Genomic DNA, 18,289 nt, shown 5'->3' with positions numbered 1-18,289 from the left:
GGGTTACAGGTTGACAGTGTAGGCATCGCGAATGCCCGGCACCTTCAGGATTTCGGCCAAAATACCCTCCGGTAGAGGATCGTCCAGGCTGAGGGCCATCACGGCGTCGCCGCGCACGATTTTGCGGCCCACCTGCATGCTAGCGATGTTGACATTGAAGCTGCCCAACAGCGAGCCAATTTTGCCGATAATTCCAGGCATGTCGCGGTGCAGGGTAAACAGCATGTGCTGGGTGGGGGGCACGTTAATGGGAAACTCGTCAATGTCGGTGACGCGAATTTCGCTGCCCCCCAGCAGTACCCCGGTCACAGAATGCTCGCCCAGACTGCCCTTGGCCTTCAGGTTGAGCGAGCCGGTGTAGTCTCGAATGTCGGCATCGCGGGTCTCGATCACGTGGATGCCGCGCTCCTTGGCCTCAATAGAAGCATTGACATAATTGACCCGCTCTTGCAGGGCGTGGGACAGCAAGCCCTTGAGCGCCGCCACCATAATCGGCTGGGTATCGCCCCCCGCGATGTCGCCCTGGAGGCGCACGGTGAGTTCTTCGACCCGTCCACCGGCCAGCTGGCCCACCAGGTTGCCCAGGGTCTCGGCTAGCTGTAGGTAGGGGCGCAGCTTTTGCATCACCTCGGGGCGCAGGCCGGGGATGTTCACCGCTGAGCGGGCAGGCAGGCCCAGCAGCACGTCGCGGATCTGCTCGGCCACATCGATGGCCACATTGACCTGGGCCTCTTCGGTAGACGCGCCCAGGTGGGGGGTGAGAATGATCTCTTTGCCCAGCTCCCGCAGCTCCGACTCGCCCAGGGGCTCAGATTCGTAGACATCCAGCGCCGCGCCGCCGATGGTGCCGTCGCGCAGGGCCTTGGCCAGGGCCGCTTCGTCGATAATGCCGCCGCGAGCGCAGTTGATAATGCGCACGGTTGGCTTCATGGTAGCCAGGGCTTTTTCATCGACCAGGTGGGTGGTTTCGGGGGTTTTGGGCAGGTGCAGGGTGATGTAGTCGGCCTCGCGGAACAGCAGATCCAGATCGACCAAGCGGCAGCCCAGCTGCTCAGCGCGATCGGCGGAAATGAAGGGGTCGTAGGCCAGCAGCTTCATGCCCATGGCCCTTGCCACAGTGGCCACGTGGGAGCCAATTTTGCCCAGGCCCACCACGCCCAGCGTTTTTTTGTAAATTTCAACGCCGGTAAAGTCTTTGCGCTTCCATTCGCCAGCCTTGACGGAGCGATCGGCGCTGGGGATATAGCGCGACATCGACATCATCATGGCCAGGGCGTGTTCCGCTGCCGCAATGGTGTTGCCCTCGGGCGAGTTGACCACCACAATGCCCCGTCGGGTGGCTTCGGGCACATCCACATTGTCGACGCCGACCCCGGCCCGGCCAATAATTTTCAGGTTCTGCCCGGCCTCAATGACCGCCTTGGTGACCTTTGTGCCAGAGCGAATCATCAGCGCATCGTAATCGCCAATGGCGGCCACTAGCTCCTCGGGTGACAGGCTGGTGTTGACATCGACCTGGGCCACCTGGGAGAGAATATCAAGCCCCGCCTGATCAATGGGGTCGGAAACTAAAACCTTGGGCATGGATAAGCCATAAAAATGTCACAGGGATCTACTTTACTCCAAAGGTGGAGCGAGGCATTAGCGTGGAGAGCACTTTTGGTGGGGGATGGGGGGATGGGGGGTGGAGCCACTTCACTCGTCTTGGTCTTCGATCGCCCGAAAGCAGTCGGCGAGCACAACGTTGGAGAACAGAAAGCCCTCGGGATCGGTGAGGCGTAGCTGGCACAAGGTGTCCCAGGTCTGGCCTTCGATCACAATGAGCCGATTTTCGATGTGGGGTTGGAGGGCTTTGTAAAGCCGTGGCCAGTGGCTGGCCGGACAGAGCGATCGCACCTCATCTCCGCCAATGCCTTCCCTCAGCCGCAGCCCTACCATCAGCCGATCCAAAAGCTGCTCCAGAGGCGGTGTGGGCAAATCGCCGTGGGTTCCTGCCGCCGCCTGAAACGCCTGCACCCAGTCTCTATAGGTTGCCAGGGTGCGGGGCCGACTCACGCGCTGATACTGGGTGTAGCTGGTGGCCCCCAGGCCAAAGCCGTAGTAGGGCTGATTGCGCCAGTAGGTCAAATTGTGCTGACACTGATGCCCCGGTTGAGCGTAGTTCGAGACTTCGTAGTGGTCATAGCCCTGGGCGGTGAGAAACGCCTGGGCCAGCCGGTACATCGTCGCCGTCTGCTCATCCGTAGGCAGGGGCGCACCGCCAGGCTGGTAGCGCTTGGCAAACACCGTCTGAGGCTCCACCGCCAGGTCATAGATCGACAGATGGTGGGGACCTAAAGCCGCAGCTTTGGCCAGTCCGGTTTCCCAGCCGATTGCGGTCTGGTGGGGCAGTCCAGAGATGAGGTCCAAGCTCCAGTTGGGCATCTCGACCCGGTGGAGCCAGTCCACCGAGCGATAGACGTCCGCAGCGCGGTGGTAGCGGCCACAGCTTTCTAAAATGGCGTCATCGAACGCTTGCACGCCAAGGCTGATGCGATTGATGCCTGTGGCGAGGTAACCCTCCAGGTGCTCCAGGTCAAAGGTGCCTGGATCCATTTCCATCGAAATTTCGGCTGCTGGGGCCAGGCCAAAGCGGCGATCGAGCTGGGTAAGGATTGTTTCGAGCTGGGGAACCGCAAGTAGGGAGGGCGTGCCGCCGCCAAAGAACACCGTTTGCAGGGGGCGCTCATTCAGCTTTGGGGTTGCTCTAATCTCCTCGCAAACCAGTGCCACATAGCTCTCTACCGACCCAGAAGTCTCGCCCCGTCGCCGGTTGCCCAGAACTGAAATGGGGAAATCGCAGTAGAAGCAGCGGCGGCGGCAGAAGGGAATATGAACGTAGGCAGCGATCGGGCTGGCAGGCATGGGCTGGCTGTCCCTGGGGCGCAACAGGAAAGGAACGCCTCTCAAATCAAGCTAACACTATCTCCAACCTTAAGGACCTGGCCCCTCTGGCCCACAATATTGGTGTTGACCGCCAATCGGTAAAAATGGTTGAACCTGGAGGGGTGAGTCCAGTTGGGCAGGGTTGTGGCCCGCTGCTGAGTGAAGGTTTTTTGAAACCCAGGGGTGGCCACTCCGGTCAGGGGGTCGCGGGCGGGTACGATGCACCGCTGGCAGGGGTTAATACCTTCTAGCACCACATTGCCAATGACGAATCGCACCGGACCGGAGTCGGGGCCAAACAACTGGTCTTCCCAGAAGGCAGGCACGCCATCGATTTCTAAGTTGGTGCGAAAGCGGCGGCGGGTTTCTTCTAGGGTGAGGTGGTACCAGGCGGCGACGGCTTCTAGGGTGGCGGTGCTGATCACCGTTGGCCCAGCGGCATCGGTATCGTCGGGAAAGCCCAGTTCGCGGTTTTCTCGCAGGGTAACGGGCTGCTGAAAGTAGTCACTCAGCCAGGTTTCGAGGGCGGGGCGCTGCTCCTGGAGGTGAAAGGTAGCAGTGAGGGCATTCCCCGCGATCGCCAGTGTAATCCACACCCTATCCTCAGAAAAAGCCGATCGCAGCTGGTGGACAGCGGCATTGCGCTTGCCGTTGATGAAGCGACCCTGGCGATCGAATAGGGCGTAGGTGCGATCGCCCGCCAGCGGCCCGCGCTCTAGAATCTCGGCCTGGGCCACTGAGATGCCATCCAGCGCTTTGACCGGGAAGATATCGATACGGGAGAGGTGGGGAGTCATAGAGGGCCGTCGCCGCCGCCTCGAGCTAAATAGACCCTTATCTTAATCAGGCAAAGTCATCAAGCAAACCCTGGGTAGCCGTCTTCCAGACCAGGTAGAACGCCCTGCCTACACCACAGTAATTCTCCAAAAAAAGACCCCCGAGTTAGCTATCCTCAGGGGTCCGAATCAGGGTGCATCTACCGTTCCCATCTCCTAGAACGGCGGCTAAATTCCGGGGAAATACCTGAGATTCACGGATACTTGAAACAAAGTGGCTATGATCTGGGGGCTGTGTGAATTGTTGACCTTTGCCCTATGGCTAGCCCCGTGATCTCCCATAAAATCCAAGATTTTCCTGCCGCTGCTTCTCCGCAGGTTGCACCTCTGGCACCGGGGGTTTACATCGTGGGGGCGGGGCCGGGCGACCCAGAGCTGTTGACGGTCAAAGCCCAGCGGCTGCTGAGCCAGGCGGATGTGATTCTCTATGCCAACTCCCTGGTGCCGCAGCAAATTTTGGCCTGGACCCGGCCCGAGGCCGAGCGCGTTGGCACGGCCACCCTGACCCTGGAGAGCATTTTGCCGCTGATGATCGAGCGGGTGCGATCGGGTAAGTCAGTGATTCGCCTGCAATCGGGAGACCCCAGCCTCTATAGCGCTATTCACGAGCAAATTCAGGCGCTGGCCGAGGCAGAGGTGCCCTTCGAGGTTGTGCCAGGGATCAGCGCCTACCAGGCGGCGGCGGCCAAGCTGAATGCCGAGCTGACGATTCCGGGGCTGGTGCAGTCGATCATTCTCACCCGCATCAGCGGGCGCACCCAGGTGCCCGAGGCGGAGGATCTAGCCTCCCTGGCCGCCCACAAAACCAGTCTGTGCCTCTACCTCAGCGCCCGCCACGTAGAAGAGTCCCAGACGCAGCTCCTCAAGCACTACGAGCCAGATACCCCGGTAGCAATCTGCTTTCGCATCGGCTGGCCCGACGAGCAGCTGTTGGTCGTGCCGCTCTCCGAGATGGCCAAAACTACCCGCGAGAAAGACCTGATTCGCACCACGCTGTATATCATCAGCCCGGCGCTGCGGGGGCAGAAAGTCAGGTCGCGCCTCTACAACCCCGAGCACACCCACCTGTTTCGCCCCAAGGATCGATCCGTCACTCCCTCTGACGCGACCCAAGATGCGGTAACCCTTGAGTCTTGACCTCAGGGATGGCTGGGCTTAGAGTGTTGGCATTAAAACTGAATTTAAGCCTCTAGGGTTCCGGTTTGGCTAGGTTGCTAAACGGCTGGTCCGAGAGAGGCGGGTTGGTAATAGCCAACTACACGGCGGGATAAAAGCCCGGGAGATAGATGGGGAGCAGCGAGATTGAGCTGCTGCCTAGATCTCCTGGGCTTTTTGGCTCACTTCTCAAAACCTGCGATTTATTTGGCCTAGTGCAACCCTGTGAGGCTCTCCGATGACCACCGATCCATCCAATGACCCAGTATTTCAAAGCCCGAATGGCAGCTCGACCGAGGCCCAGCGTGCCCTGGAGATGGAAGCGCGCCTGCCGATGACCGGCTGGCAGCAGGAGGTTTCCCAGGGGTTGGAGTATGGCCTGGAGGCGGCGGAGAGTATTCGCGATCGCACCATCCCGACATTCTCTCGCGGCGAGTTGCCCCACTACGCGGGCATCAACACCTTCCTCAAAGCGCCCTACGTCGAAGACGTACGCAAGGTGGGCGAGTACGACGTGGCGATCGTCGGCATTCCCCACGATTCGGGCACTACCTACCGCCCCGGCACCCGCTTTGGTCCCCAGGGCATTCGCCGCATTTCGGCCCTCTACACCCCCTACAACTTTGAGCTGGGCGTAGATCTGCGCGAAAACATCAAGCTCTGCGACGTGGGCGATGTGTTTACAATTCCCGCCAACAACGAAAAATCCTTCGACCAGATTTCCAAGGGCGTCGCCCACGTGTTTGCCTCCGGCGCGTTCCCAATTTTGCTGGGGGGCGACCACTCCATCGGATTCCCCACGGTGCGGGGCATCTGCCGCCACCTGGGCGACAAAAAAGTCGGCATCATCCACTTCGATCGCCATGTCGATACCCAGGAAACCGACCTGGACGAGCGCATGCACACCTGCCCCTGGTTCCACGCCACCAACATGGCCAACGCTCCCGCCAAAAACCTGGTGCAGATGGGCATCGGCGGCTGGCAGGTGCCCCGCCAGGGGGTCAAAGTCTGCCGCGAGCGGGCCACCAACATTCTCACCGTCACCGACATCACCGAAATGGGGCTGGATGCGGCGGCTGACTTTGCGATCGCCCGCGCCACCGACGGCACCGACTGCGTCTGGATCAGCTTCGACATCGACTGCATCGACGCGGGCTTTGTGCCCGGCACCGGCTGGCCCGAGCCCGGCGGCCTGCTGCCCCGCGAAGCCCTCTACCTGCTCAAGCGCATCGTGCAGGAAACCACCGTCTGCGGCATCGAAGTGGTAGAAGTGTCGCCCCCCTACGACGTCAGCGACATGACGGCGCTGATGGCCACCCGCGTGATCTGCGATACCATGGCCCACCTGGTGAAGTCGGGCCAGCTGCCCCGCCGCGAGAAACCTAGCTACATCCACGAAGAGGCGAATATGAACGTGGATCAGCCTTGGGAGTAGGGAATACGATAACTAGATGGGTGGAATCGCGAGAACAATTATTCCTGATCCTCGCCCAAGCTTGGTTGACCGTCACTTGCCTGGAACCCCTCAAGTAAAGCGACTACTGAAGAAAGAGGGCAGAGCCCACGTCTTCAATAGCCTTGAAATCTTAAGGCAAGTGACAACGGCCATTATTGAGAGGGGAGAGCGGAGTGGGGCAAATGACGAAGAGGATGACTATGAGCGGTATGGTCTCTACTTCTCTCAAGCCATTGGTTACATGCTGAGAGCAGACGGAAGTCGAAAACCCCTGTACTACGGGGAAATTAAGATTGTGAAAGCTACAGGTGAGTACCATGTTATCCCCCGAACCGGCCCTCGCAGAACAGGCTAAAACCTGGAAATTCTTGGAACTTTGGATAGATCCGGTTCTGTTCCCCCCCAAAGTTCTGATGTTGATCGGTGACAAGGATGGAACTTGCCGGATCTTTAGTCCTAGCGCGGATTATAAGCTAGTGGTTTCTCACTCCAGCTATGACACGGCCACAGAATGGCTGCTTGAGGATGAATACGAGCGCATTCAAGGTCAGCTCTTAGCGGAAGACGTTCTGTAACTTGTAAAAACGTTGAGATAACCGAGCCAAAACGCCGCAACATCACAACTCAACACCACAAAAATCCAAACGCACCACCTCCCCGTTCCCTGCCATGCACGAAACCGACATGACCAAGGCCCTGATTCTCACTGTGCGCGACTGGTGGGAGGCCCAGCCGGGGCAGCCCGCGATCGAGAAAGTTCACCTGACCGTGGGGAAGTTTACCTGCGTGGAGCCGGTGGGCTTGCAGTTTGCCTTTGAGGTGCAGACTAGGGGCACCTTTTTAGACGGAGCCGAGCTGGTGATTCGCGAAACGCCGCTGATTGCCTACTGCCACGACTGCCAGAGCGAGTATCGGCCTGAAATTGGTTTGCAATACGCCTGCCCTACCTGCAAGTCGCCTATGGGCGACATTCGCTCCGGGCGCGAGCTGAAGATCGATCGGGTAGAGTATGCGGAGGCGACGGCAGATAATTTTAGAGTTTAGATTTTGGAGGGGGTTTGGTAGATGGCTTAGTCTACGGACCAATGCTAGCTACAACCTTGATAATCCAAAATTCAAAAGCTTTGCAGACCCACCCCTGCCCCTCCCAGGAGGGGAGCCGGACGATCGCCAATCCAAAATCGCAAATCTAAAATTGTCCCATGCACCAAACCTTCGACGCCGCTTTAGGAATCGACCTGCTCCACGTCAACCAGGCCGGGGCTGACCACAACCGCGCCCACTTCGACGCCTGGGGCATTACCTGCATGAACATCATGAGCAGTCCGGGAGCGGGGAAGACAGCGCTGCTGGAGCGCACCCTGGAGGGGCTGCACGGAGACCTGGCGATCGCCATCATTGAAGGCGACATGACCACCGAACTTGACGCCGATCGCCTGCGCCAGTACGGGGTACCGGTAATCGCTATCAATACGGGGCGATCGTGCCACCTCGACGCCAAGATGGTGGCCGGCGGCATCCACACCCTGGAGCACAGCTACGACCCCAGTGCTATTGACCTGGTGCTGGTCGAAAACGTGGGCAACCTGGTCTGCCCCGCCGAGTTTGAGGTGGGGGAGCACGCCAAGGTCGCCCTGCTCAGCATTACCGAGGGGGAAGACAAACCCCTCAAGTACCCAATCATGTTCCAGGAGGCCGACTGCCTGCTGATTACCAAGGTAGATCTGGCCCCCTACCTGGAGGTGAGCATCGATCAGATCGCCGCCAACGTGCGGCAGATGAACCCTGACTGCACCATCATTCCGGTGTCGGCCAAGACTGGGGAGGGGCTGGACGTCTGGTTTGAGTGGGTGCGCGATCGCAGCCTCGATCCCGCCGCGTCCCGCCGCGTCTCCACCAGTCAATCAGGCGTCCACGCCCATGGGTAGGTTCAAGGCTAGCCGTGCATTGCTCAGGAACCGTCAGCGCAGAGGATGAGCCAAGCCGGGGAGCAGGGCGATCGCCCCTTGGTCGTCCTCCATGCGCCTAGTACTGCTGGACGGAAACCAGACCACCGTTCCAACTCCCCTGCCTCCCTAGCTCCACTACCCCCTTGCGATCGGCCATAGTCCAGCAACCTATGCCGCAGTCTGCTAGGGAGATCCCAACAGCCGCCGCACCGCGCCACCTACCACTCGCTTCATCTGCTGTTTGCGCCGCCAGCGCTGAAACTCCTGCTGGTAGATATACTCGTTCGAGCGATAGATGCGCCAGGCATTCCAGCTCACCTGCAACGCCCAGGGACCAAAAATGAGGTACAGCAACCAGTTCCACAGCCAGCCACCCGTCACCAGCTGAAACACCAGCACGCCGCCGCCAACAATCAAAAACTGAGCCAAACCATGCTGAAATCGCTGTTTGCGCTGGCTGTCAAAAAGCCGTTGGTCGGCCAGCTCGTATTTTTTCACATCCCACTCACGCTCGGCGGCAGCCATAGTGTCGGCGGAGATGCCTAGCTCGTCGGCGATTTCGAGCAGCTGAGCGCGGGTAAGTTCACCAGATTCGGTTTGGCGGGCAATGGCAATACTCAAGATTTGCTGAGCGTCTTCGGCTGGGTACAGAAACTCGCTGCTGCTGGTGTAAGGATCCGTCATAAGCTCAGCCATCGCCGCCCCTGCCAAAACTCTCTCTTTTTCTTATAAACAAAAACTAAAGGATTGGGGGATCGGTTGGGGTACGGAAAACCTGTGGGCAGCACCGCCACGGCTGGGATGGTGAGACCTGCGCCAATTCGGGCATGCTAACCCCGAAGGATACGCATCTTAACCATCGGAGTGTGCACTATGACCCAGCTGGTACCCATCCGCCTAGACGATGGCACCGAGATTTACATGGAGGCCACCGACGACGTGGTTGCCCCCGACTCGGTCGCTCCCCTCAGCGCCGACCCCTATGCTGAAACCACCCGCACCGCCAAGGGATGGAGTAGCGCCAACCAGGCCGCCCAGGTGCACGCCGCCCAGAGCTTTAAGGCCATTGAAGGCACCATTCGCACCTACACCAGCTACACCATGAACGCCTTCAAAGACATGGCCACCGCCAATGTCGAAAAAGTCACCCTGGAGTTCGGCCTCAAGGTCGGCGGAGAGGCAGGAGTTCCTTACGTTACCAAAGGCACCGCTGAAAGCAATCTAAAAATTACGGTGGAGTGCTCGTTTAACTGAATCCCTTTTCGCACCACTCCCTTTTCGCACCACTCCCTTTTCACAACACAGTGGGGTTTCTCCTGGGAGGTGCTGCTGGCTCGCCATTGTTACGCCAGCAGCACCTCCCAATTTTTTAGCTCAGCCTGCCGGGGCCTAAGCTAGCTGGCGAGCACTGGGTTTTGAGCGGGTCAACCGAGCAGAGGCCTGGGTTTTTGTGCGCCTTTGGGGCCTTAGGCTGGGTGGGTAAGCACCTTGCCTGGGGCAGCGGTGGGGGGCTAAACGTATATTTGTTGTGCCAGTTCTGGGCCAATGTATAATAATTTGATGATAAAGCCTGGAAAATGAGGGTTCCACCAGAATCTTGCTTAGAATTTTGTGGATTCAACGCCCTTAGGTCTGAGGCCTTATCGTCTCAGAGTCCAAAGGTTTTCTAACCCGTTCACGCTGGGGCTGTGTTTGCGGTATCTCTAGCCTTAGGGCCTCGTCACTTCTTTTAGCCCGCTTGCGACAGTTCCTGAAAATCTAGCTAACCACACCCACTAGCACCCCAAGGGAATGAGATTTTGCAGGGATTGATGAAGGAAAAGCCTATCTTAATCACCTGCTGTGCTGCCGGGGGGGCACTGGTCATTTTGACGTTGGTGGTGCGATCGGGCCCTGGTAAAACCCCGTCTTTGCCGCCGCCACCACCCACTGCTGAAAGCCTCAAGGTTCAAACGGTGCCGGTGCCGCCGCCCCCGACCGCGAGCCAAGAGCTACAGCAAGACCGCTTTGAGCGCGACCTCACCCGCCAGCAGGATCTGGTCAGCAGTTTACAGGACGAACTGCGCGCCCAAAAGAACCTATCCGATGACCTCAAGGCCCAGCTAGAGCGTCAGCAGGCCGAAACCGACTCGGTGCTGGCTCAGCTCGACACGTACCAGCATGCGGTAGAGTCAATGACCTCGCAACAGGTGCGGCTGATAGAGTCGATTCCCCGCAACAATGAAACCCAAACTATGCTGCTCTGGGGTATTTTGGGCCTGTTCATGCTGCTGGTGCTGGGCGGCGGCACGGCTTTTGTCATTATTGCCCTGTGGCTGATGCATCTTCAGCGGCGTACCCATCAGCCCCCGCCGATGGTTTACCCCATGCAAATGCCCCCCAGCCCCTACTACTATTACGAACGGCAGCCCCTGCCGCCAGCGCCACAGCAGCAGCCCTACGTACAGTACGACGTCAGGCCTTACCAAGATTAGTTTGGCAGGGCCTCAGGGGTCGATCTGGGGCAGCTAGTCTATTGTCGTTGTGTCGTCGTTGTTGTGTAGCTGTTTAGGGCGATCGCTATGACCCTGACCCAGGTTTGGGGCGCCTTTTTGATTTTCGTGCTAACCCCGGCGGTGGGGGGCCTGCCCCTGACGGGTTGGTCGACACGGCTGCTGTCGGGGCGGCGGCTGCGGCGAGTGGGCACAGGCAATGTCGGCGTGTCGGCAGCTTTTTACCACGGCGGCAGGGTGGCAGGCACTGTGGCCGTGCTGCTAGAGGCGGCCAAGGGCATTGGGGCGGTGCTGCTGGCCCGCTACTACTTCCCCTCTGACCCGGTGTGGGAAATCATCGCCCTGATCGGGCTGGTGATGGGGCGCTACTGGTTTGCCCAGGGGGCAGGCACCACCAATGTGGTCTGGGGCATTGTGGCGTACGACTGGGTCACCGCCCTGCTGACATTTTTCATCAGCGGGCTGGGGTTTACCATCTTTCGCGAGCGGCGCCAGGGCCGGCTGCTGGCGCTGGTGCTGCTGCCAGTGATTACAGCGCTGCGCCATCCCGATGGGCCGCTGGTGCTGGCGATGGCCTGCCTCAGCGGACTCATTGCCTGGATTTACCAAAAACTGCCCGACGATCTCGATTTGCCCGACGACGAAGGACGCTTGGAGTCGCGCACTATGTTTCGCTTTTTTCGCGGCGATCGCGGCCTGGTCGCCCTGGACCACCCCCTTGATGCCGCCAAGTTTGGCCACAAGGCCGCCACCCTGGGCCAGCTGCGGGCCTGGGGTTACCCGGTGCCGCGCGGCTACGTACTGCCCCCTGGGGATGACCCGACGGCCCTGCTGGCGATCGCAGAGCCATCCCCCACCCAGCCCCTAGCGGTGCGATCGTCGGCGGTAGATGAAGATACGGGCACGGCCTCTGCCGCTGGCGTCTACCAGTCATTTTTGAATATCACCAGCCAGGAGGCCCTGGCAGAAGCGATCGTGCGGGTTTTCTCGTCCTACAACGCGCCTCGGGCCAAGCAGTATCGACAGAGCCAAAACCTGCCGGAACGGGGCCTGTCGGTGATTGTGCAGCAGCAGGTGCAGGGGCAGTTTTCGGGGGTGGCCTTTAGCCGCGACCCGATCGCCCGCTGCGGCGACGCGGTAGTGATCGAGGCCCTGCCCGGCGGGGCCGACCAGGTGGTGGGCGGACAGATCACCCCCGAGCAGTACCGGGTGCTGGTGCAGCCCGACGACATTCCCTCGCTGGCTGAGATCGCTGAGGCCGACTGGCAGCTTTCCGAGGCGCTGACGCTGACGGTAGAAGGCGAGGGCCAAACGCCGTCGCGGCTGCTTCAGCAGGTGGCCTACCTGGCCCGCCATTTAGAAAGCCGCTACCAGGGCATTCCCCAAGACATTGAGTGGAGCTTTGACGGCGAAACCCTGTGGCTGCTGCAAAGCCGCCCGATTACCACCCTGCAACCGCTGTGGACGCGCAAGATCGCCGCTGAGGTGATCCCCGGCCCCATTCCCCCGCTGACCTGGTCGATCAATCGGCCCCTGACCTGCGGCGTGTGGGGCGACATTTTTTCGGTGGTGCTGGGGGGTCGCGCCGCCGGACTCAACTTTGAAGAAACCGCCACTCTGCACCACGCCTACGCCTATTTCAACGCCACCCTGCTGGGGGATATTTTTCGGCGCATGGGCCTGCCCGCCGAGAGCCTGGAGTTTTTGACTCGGGGAGCTAAGTTTAGCCGCCCGGCGCTGGGGTCCACCCTGCGCAATGCCCCCGGTCTGCTGCGCTTGGTAGGCCGCGAGCTCAGGCTGGAGCAGCAGTTTGCCCAGGAAAACGGCGATCGCTTTACCCCGGCCCTGCAATCCCTTCAGGCCGTCTCACGGGATGCTCTTAGCCCCAGCGAGCTGCTCACCCGAGTTGAGACCGTGCTCGATTTACTGGAGCGCGTCACCTACTACAACATCCTCGGCCCGCTCAGCTTTGCCCTGCGGCGCGCGCTGCTGAAGGTGCCCGAAGAGAGGCTCAACCCCCTGCAAAACGATGAGATTGCCGCCCTAGAGGGGCTGAGGGCGATCGCCCACGACATTCGACAGACCCTCTCTACCCCCGAGCTAAACCGCATTACCGACAGTTCATCGCTGATGACGGCCCTGGCCGAAAGCACCGACGGCGAATCGCTGCTCAAGGCGATGGGGGACTTTGTAGACCAGTACGGCTACCTTAGCCCCGTCGGCACCGACATTGCCGTGGCAACCTGGCAGGAAAATCCTGGCCCCGTCCGCGAGCTGCTGGCCCAGTTTGTGCGGCAGCCGCCGCCGCCAAAACCCCCGACCCAAGCTCCCACCGGCAAAGCCGCTCTGGTGCAGCGTCGGCTCGATCTCAAGGGGCAGATCAACACCCTCTACAACCGCCTGTTGGCCGAGCTGCGCTGGAGCATTTTGGCCCTGGCCGACCGGTGGCAGGCCCACCACCACCTGAACCACCGGGACGATATTTTCTTTCTCACGCTGGCAGAAATTCAGGATCTGGAGGCGGGGAATGCGGCCCTAGACTGGGCCGAGGTGCGGGGGCAGATCGGCGATCGCAAGGCCCAGTACGACCGCGATCGGCACCTGCCTAGCGTTCCCTACCTGGTCTTTGGCAACGAGCCCCCCAGCCGCAGGATTCCTCCTATGGCCGCCGCCGTGCGTCAGCGGCTGACCGGCATTGGGGCCAGCGCGGGTCTGATCGCAGGTCCGGTCCTGGTCATGACCCAGCTTCAGACCGTAGCCACCGAAGGACCGTTCATTCTCGTGGTGCCCTACACCGATGCGGGCTGGGCACCCCTGCTGGCTCGCGCCCAGGGCCTCATTGCCGAAGTAGGGGGTCGTCTTTCCCACGGAGCCATCATTGCCAGGGAATACGGCATTCCAGCCGTGATGGATGTGGCTGACGCCACCCAACGCCTGCACACTGGCCAGTGGGTAAGGCTCAACGGCGAAGCCGGTACCGTGGAGGTGCTAGACCCACCGGCAAACAGCCCCCTTTCCCTTCAGCCCAGTCGCGACTAAATCCTCCGCGTCTACACCTAGAGGCCGAGGCCGAATTGAAGAGAAATGCTTGGCAAGTTAGTACAAATACACTATCTTTAGTAATGCAAATGTACTAAGCAAGTTTTGGCCACTCACTTTTTTGCGGCTATGGATGGTCACTGTGGCAGGGCGCAAGCCCTGGGCTGGATTGTTGCGCTGAGCGTAGGGGCTGGCATGATGACAGAGCTAATTCAATCTACTCCCCAGGTTGTGGCAGAGGAGGAGGCACCCGCGATCGCCCCTGCCCCCGTCAACCCCTGGGCCGGATCTTCCTTTCCGGTAGAAAAGTTCACCGCTTACACCTCGCCCTTTGGCTACCGTCAGCATCCCATGGGGGGATACCGCTTCCACTACGGGCTGGACATGGCCGCCCCCATGGGCAGCTACGTGCGCAGCTGGTGGGACGGCAAGGTGGTTCAGGTGTCTGACAATACCGCCTGCGGCACCTCGGCTATTATCCAGTCAGGCCATTGGACCCACATCTACTGCCACATGCAGGGCCATCTGGTAATTGAGAAAGAAGGGGGCCGAGTCCTGGTCGATCGCGACGGCGGCATTGAACTGCGCCAGGGGCAAACGGTAACCTCAGGTCAGCGCATTGGGCGCGTCGGTATGACCGGCAGCACCACCGGGCCGCACCTGCACTGGGGCCTCAAATACGACGGCGCCTGGGTTGACCCCGCCCTGGTGATCAAAGCCGAGGCCGAATTCCAGCAGTCACAGACGGCGCAGGCCGTAAATTAGTCCCTGGCAGACTCGAGTCAAAAACGCTACATCTAAGGTTTCCAAAGTGTCAGTTGGCTGGTGATAGTGGGGATTGCGCAAATCCGCCGTGTCGGTGATCAAAATAGCCGGGTAGCCCAAATCCCAAAAGGGCACGTGGTCGCTGCGGCGGGTGTCGGGCACCTGGCGGCCCTGGTTAACGACAGGGAGCCACTGGCTACGCACGCCACCAGCCCTGAACCCCCGCCACAGCCGCACCATGGTCGAAATGCTCTGCCACGGGCCAATCTGGGCAATGTAGTTGCCCTGGCTGGGGTAGAAACGGTCTAACCCCAATGGGTACTTCTGGGAGTGGGGCTGGTGGCTGCAATAGCCCAGCATTTCAAGCGACAGCATCAGCCTCAGGGGTTCGTTGTGCCGACGCAGGTCTTCGGCACAGTGGCGGCTGCCGACAAAACCCAGCTCTTCTAAATCAAAGGCGACCAGGCGCAGGGGCGATTTCCCCGGCTGGCGGGCAAAGGCGCGGGCTAATTCCAGCAGCACGGCTATTCCGGTGGCATTGTCATCGGCCCCAGGCGAATCGGGCACCGAGTCGTAGTGGGCACCCACCAGAATGGGCAAGCGATGGGGAGCTTCTCCCGGCAGGTTCAAAATCCAGTTGGTGTGCTGTCGGCCCCGAAAGGTAAAGCTCTGACCCATCACTTCGCCACACTGAGAGAGCTCTTGCTGGATGTACTGCTGCACAAAGAAGTGGTTAGCGGAGGCCAGGTAGGGGTTGCGATCGCGCCCCACCTGCTTCAAATGTCCCACCAGCCGAGCTTGCAGAGAGTTATCCAAGCGGTTCACCTAGGCGGGCTTTTGCATGCCTTTGGTAATGTCGGCCAGGTTTTTGCGGGGCAGCAGCCGGGTCGCCAAAGACAGCACCTTGTTAGTGGTGCCGTGGACGGCCGTGCGCTGCCCTTTTTCCATTGCCTCGTAGCCGTAGGCGGCCACTTCTGCCGAGGTCGGCAGGTTTTTGCCCTCAAACAGCTTGACATCTTTGATCTCGGCCCGATCCGCAAACTCTGACTGGGTGGGACCAGGGCAGAGAGTGGTCGCGGTCACCCCAGTGCCCTCTAGCTCGGTGGCGATCGCCTCGGTAAACGACAGCACGTAGGCTTTGCTGGCGTAGTACACCGCCATGTAGGCTCCCGGCAAAAACGCCGCCGTCGAGGCCAAGTTGAGAATGCGGCCCTGACCCTGGGCAATCATTCCGGGCAGGCACAGCCGGGTGAGATGGGTCAGCGCCACGATGTTGAGCTGGAGCATGGCGTTTTGCTTTTCCCAGCTAGAGTCGGCAAAGGGGGTGAGGTCGCCAAACCCAGCGTTGTTGATCAGGCCGTAGGGAATAATGCTGTGAGCCTGAGTCCAGTCAAAAAACTGCTGCCGGGTACTTGCATCGGTGAGATCGCCCCGGTAGGTGAGCACCTGCACGCCGTGGGCGGTCTCCAGGGCAGCCCTAAGCTCTAGCAGACGCTCTTCCCGCCGGGCCACCAGCACTAGATCGTGGTGGTGGGCAGCACATACTTTAGCCAGCTCGTAGCCAATGCCGCTGGAGGCCCCGGTAATCAAAATTGGCTTTGCCATGGTTTGCCCCTAAAGTGAATCGGCCTCATCCTAACGAATCGTGGCGGCAGGCGACTGCCCCCGCCGAGACTGAATTTCAAGATATATCAACAGGGCGTTGACATCGGCGGGATTGACGCCACCAATGCGTGAGGCCTGGCCGATGGTCAACGGTTTTACCTGGCTGAGCTTTTCGCGCGCTTCCTTAGACAGGGTGTCGATCGCCGTATAATCCAGCGTTTCGGGCAGCTTGCGGCCAGTATTTTTAGCCACCTGGTCGATCTGGTTTTGCTGCCGCTGAATGTAGCCGGAATATTTGATGTCGATTTCGGCCCCTTCTTTTTCTTCCCGGATCAGATCGGCATTGCCCAGGCCATAGTGCTCTAAGGTGGCGTAGTGGAACCCCGGACGGCGCAGCAGATCGGCCAGGGTGATCGAGCCTTTGATCCGCTGGTCGGTGTCGGCAGCAATGCGCTGGCCCAGCTCATCGTGTTCCTTAACACGGGTTTCGCGCAGGCGAGCCTTTTCGGCGGCAATGTTGCTGTACTTGCGGCTGAAGATTTCCCAGCGGCGATCGCCAATCAGCCCTATCTCGCGGCTCAGGGGGGTCAAGCGCTGGTCGGCATTATCCGATCGCAGCAGCAGCCGGTACTCAGAGCGGGAGGTCAGCATGCGGTAGGGCTCCCGCAGGTCCTTGGTGCAGAGATCGTCCAGCAGCGTGCCAATGTAGCTCTGCTCGCGGGGAAACACCAGCATCTCCTGCCCCTGTACCAGCCGGGCGGCATTGACCCCGGCCACAAAGCCCTGGGCCGCAGCCTCCTCGTAGCCGGTGGTGCCATTCACCTGCCCGGCGCAAAATAGACCCGCAACCCGCTTGGTCATCATGGTGGGGTAGCACTGGGTGGCGGGCAGGTAGTCGTACTCCACGGCGTAGGCGGGGCGCAGCATGGCGCAGTGCTCTAGCCCCGGCAGGGTGCGCAGCATAGCCAGCTGGAGCTTTTCGGGCAGCCCGGTCGAAAAGCCCTGCACGTAAATTTCAGGAATGTCGCGCCCCTCTGGCTCCAGAAAAATCTGGTGGCTTTCTTTGTCGGCAAAGCGGACGATTTTGTCTTCAATACTGGGGCAGTAGCGGGGGCCTTTAGAGTCGACCCAGCCGCCGTAGATAGGCGACAGGTGCAGGTTGTCTTTAATCAGCTGGTGGGTTGCCGCCGTGGTGCGGGTGAGGTGGCAGGGCATTTGCTCGCGCTCGACCCAGACCTCGGGGTCAAAACTAAACCAGCGCAGGTCGTCATCGCCGGGCTGCGGCTCAAGGGCGCTGAAGTCGATGGAGCGGCGATCGACCCGCGCCGGGGTGCCAGTTTTGAGTCGTCCGGTTTCAAAGCCCAGGCGGTTTAGGGTATCGGTGAGGCCCGTGGCGGCAAATTCCCCAGCTCGCCCGGCGGCCATTGACTTATCGCCAATCCAAATCGTGCCGCCCAGAAACGTCCCGGTGGTAAGGATGACGGCTTTACACTTAAACGCCACTCCAAAGTAGGTTTCGACCCCGACCACCTCATCGTTGGGGCCAAGCACCAGGTCGGTGACCATGCCTTCGCGAATCACCAGGTTCTCCTGGTTTTCGACGATGGTTTTCATCACGGCGGCGTATTCCCGCTTGTCGGTCTGGGCCCGCAGCGCCCACACGGCAGGGCCGCGCGAGTTGTTGAGCACGCGCTTTTGCAGGTAGGTGCGATCGGCCATTTTGCCAATTTCCCCGCCCAAAGCATCGATTTCGTGGGTGAGCTGCGATTTAGCCGGACCGCCCACGGCAGGGTTGCAGGGCTGCCAGGCAATTTTGTCCAGGTTGAGGGTAATCATCAGCGTGCGACAGCCCAGCCGCGCCGCCGCCAAAGCAGCCTCGCAGCCGGAGTGGCCTGCACCGACCACCACTACATCGTATTCATCGAGAAAGTCGGCGGAACCTGGGGCAATCATGCAATCTGGACACAACGGTACGAATCGACCTCCATTTTAACTGGTGGATGGTAGGGCATTAGTCCGACCGCTTTTCATCTCGGAGCTACGGGTTGACGTCTGCCGACTATGGCC

At 60.2% G+C, this 18,289-nt stretch carries 17 protein-coding genes and 1 riboswitch; of the genes, 10 read left to right on the top strand and 7 right to left on the bottom strand.

The features are described 5' to 3' along the window. Positions 1–3: 3 nt before the first annotated feature. The 3 genes from serA to LEPTO7104_RS0114295 form a co-directional block, all read right to left on the bottom strand. Positions 4–1,584: a phosphoglycerate dehydrogenase gene (gene serA, locus LEPTO7104_RS0114305; RefSeq protein WP_017299268.1), complete on the bottom strand. Its 1,581-nt coding sequence runs from the start codon at positions 1,582–1,584 to the stop codon at positions 4–6. Positions 1,585–1,695: 111 nt separating this feature from the next. Further along, positions 1,696–2,904, bottom strand: a complete 1,209-nt coding sequence (hemW, locus tag LEPTO7104_RS0114300) for a radical SAM family heme chaperone HemW (protein WP_017299267.1) — start codon at positions 2,902–2,904, stop codon at positions 1,696–1,698. 41 nt (positions 2,905–2,945) lie between these two features. Next, entirely contained in the window at positions 2,946–3,722 is a 777-nt protein-coding gene (locus LEPTO7104_RS0114295) for an MOSC domain-containing protein (protein ID WP_017299266.1), read from the bottom strand. Positions 3,723–4,019: 297 nt separating this feature from the next. On the opposite strand from LEPTO7104_RS0114295, the gene cobM reads away from it, so the two are divergent. From cobM to hypB, 6 genes are all read left to right on the top strand, one after another. Continuing rightward, positions 4,020–4,898, top strand: coding sequence for a precorrin-4 C(11)-methyltransferase (gene cobM / locus LEPTO7104_RS0114290; protein WP_017299265.1), 879 nt, complete (start codon positions 4,020–4,022; stop codon positions 4,896–4,898). A gap of 41 nt (positions 4,899–4,939) precedes the next feature. Then, positions 4,940–5,045: riboswitch (guanidine-I (ykkC/yxkD leader) on the top strand. A 109-nt stretch (positions 5,046–5,154) separates the two neighbouring features. Further along, complete coding sequence (gene speB, locus LEPTO7104_RS0114285) at positions 5,155–6,351, top strand: agmatinase (RefSeq protein ID WP_017299264.1); 1,197 nt, start codon at positions 5,155–5,157, stop codon at positions 6,349–6,351. 16 nt (positions 6,352–6,367) lie between these two features. Continuing rightward, positions 6,368–6,727, top strand: coding sequence for a DUF6972 family protein (locus tag LEPTO7104_RS43620; protein ID WP_071527239.1), 360 nt, complete (start codon positions 6,368–6,370; stop codon positions 6,725–6,727). Beyond that, a complete protein-coding gene (locus tag LEPTO7104_RS0114280; RefSeq protein WP_017299263.1) occupies positions 6,690–6,947 on the top strand; it encodes a hypothetical protein in 258 nt (85 codons plus the stop codon). The genes LEPTO7104_RS43620 and LEPTO7104_RS0114280 overlap by 38 nt, the downstream gene beginning before the upstream one ends. Positions 6,948–7,041: 94 nt before the next feature. Beyond that, positions 7,042–7,416, top strand: coding sequence for a hydrogenase maturation nickel metallochaperone HypA (gene hypA / locus LEPTO7104_RS0114275; RefSeq protein WP_017299262.1), 375 nt, complete (start codon positions 7,042–7,044; stop codon positions 7,414–7,416). Positions 7,417–7,574: 158 nt separating this feature from the next. Then, positions 7,575–8,300 (top strand): hydrogenase nickel incorporation protein HypB, encoded by a 726-nt coding sequence (gene hypB, locus LEPTO7104_RS33890; protein ID WP_017299261.1) that lies wholly within the window; start codon positions 7,575–7,577, stop codon positions 8,298–8,300. Positions 8,301–8,504: 204 nt separating this feature from the next. On the opposite strand, the gene LEPTO7104_RS0114265 is transcribed toward hypB, so the two are convergent. Continuing rightward, a complete protein-coding gene (locus tag LEPTO7104_RS0114265; protein ID WP_017299260.1) occupies positions 8,505–9,005 on the bottom strand; it encodes a 2TM domain-containing protein in 501 nt (166 codons plus the stop codon). A gap of 189 nt (positions 9,006–9,194) precedes the next feature. On the opposite strand from LEPTO7104_RS0114265, the gene LEPTO7104_RS0114260 reads away from it, so the two are divergent. From LEPTO7104_RS0114260 to LEPTO7104_RS33885, 4 genes are all read left to right on the top strand, one after another. Continuing rightward, positions 9,195–9,575 carry a CU044_2847 family protein gene (locus LEPTO7104_RS0114260; protein WP_017299259.1) on the top strand — a complete coding sequence of 127 codons (381 nt, stop codon included), beginning with the start codon at positions 9,195–9,197 and terminating at the stop codon, positions 9,573–9,575. A 557-nt stretch (positions 9,576–10,132) separates the two neighbouring features. Further along, positions 10,133–10,795, top strand: a complete 663-nt coding sequence (locus LEPTO7104_RS0114255) for a coiled-coil domain-containing protein (RefSeq protein ID WP_017299258.1) — start codon at positions 10,133–10,135, stop codon at positions 10,793–10,795. A gap of 87 nt (positions 10,796–10,882) precedes the next feature. Further along, positions 10,883–13,852 (top strand): glycerol-3-phosphate acyltransferase, encoded by a 2,970-nt coding sequence (locus tag LEPTO7104_RS0114250; protein WP_017299257.1) that lies wholly within the window; start codon positions 10,883–10,885, stop codon positions 13,850–13,852. A gap of 129 nt (positions 13,853–13,981) precedes the next feature. Continuing rightward, on the top strand, positions 13,982–14,617 hold the full coding sequence (locus tag LEPTO7104_RS33885; RefSeq protein WP_017299256.1) for a M23 family metallopeptidase: 636 nt from the start codon (positions 13,982–13,984) through the stop codon (positions 14,615–14,617). Here the strand turns inward: LEPTO7104_RS33885 and LEPTO7104_RS0114240 are convergent. From LEPTO7104_RS0114240 to mnmG, 3 genes are read right to left on the bottom strand one after another with little or no spacing between them, the layout of a single operon-like run. Further along, positions 14,591–15,442 carry a M28 family peptidase gene (locus LEPTO7104_RS0114240; protein ID WP_017299255.1) on the bottom strand — a complete coding sequence of 284 codons (852 nt, stop codon included), beginning with the start codon at positions 15,440–15,442 and terminating at the stop codon, positions 14,591–14,593. The genes LEPTO7104_RS33885 and LEPTO7104_RS0114240 overlap by 27 nt on opposite strands. Then, entirely contained in the window at positions 15,443–16,222 is a 780-nt protein-coding gene (locus LEPTO7104_RS0114235; protein ID WP_017299254.1) for an SDR family NAD(P)-dependent oxidoreductase, read from the bottom strand. A 30-nt stretch (positions 16,223–16,252) separates the two neighbouring features. Next, the gene (gene mnmG / locus LEPTO7104_RS0114230) at positions 16,253–18,175 is read right to left on the bottom strand and encodes a tRNA uridine-5-carboxymethylaminomethyl(34) synthesis enzyme MnmG (RefSeq protein ID WP_017299253.1); all 1,923 of its coding nucleotides are present in this window, start codon (positions 18,173–18,175) and stop codon (positions 16,253–16,255) included. Between the last annotated feature and the right edge of the window lie 114 nt (positions 18,176–18,289).

The sequence above is a fragment of the Nodosilinea nodulosa PCC 7104 genome (genome assembly GCF_000309385.1).
GTDB lineage: Bacteria > Cyanobacteriota > Cyanobacteriia > Phormidesmidales > Phormidesmidaceae > Nodosilinea > Nodosilinea nodulosa.
Note: the sequence above shows the minus strand (reverse complement) of the source record. Positions and strands in the feature narration are given on the sequence as shown.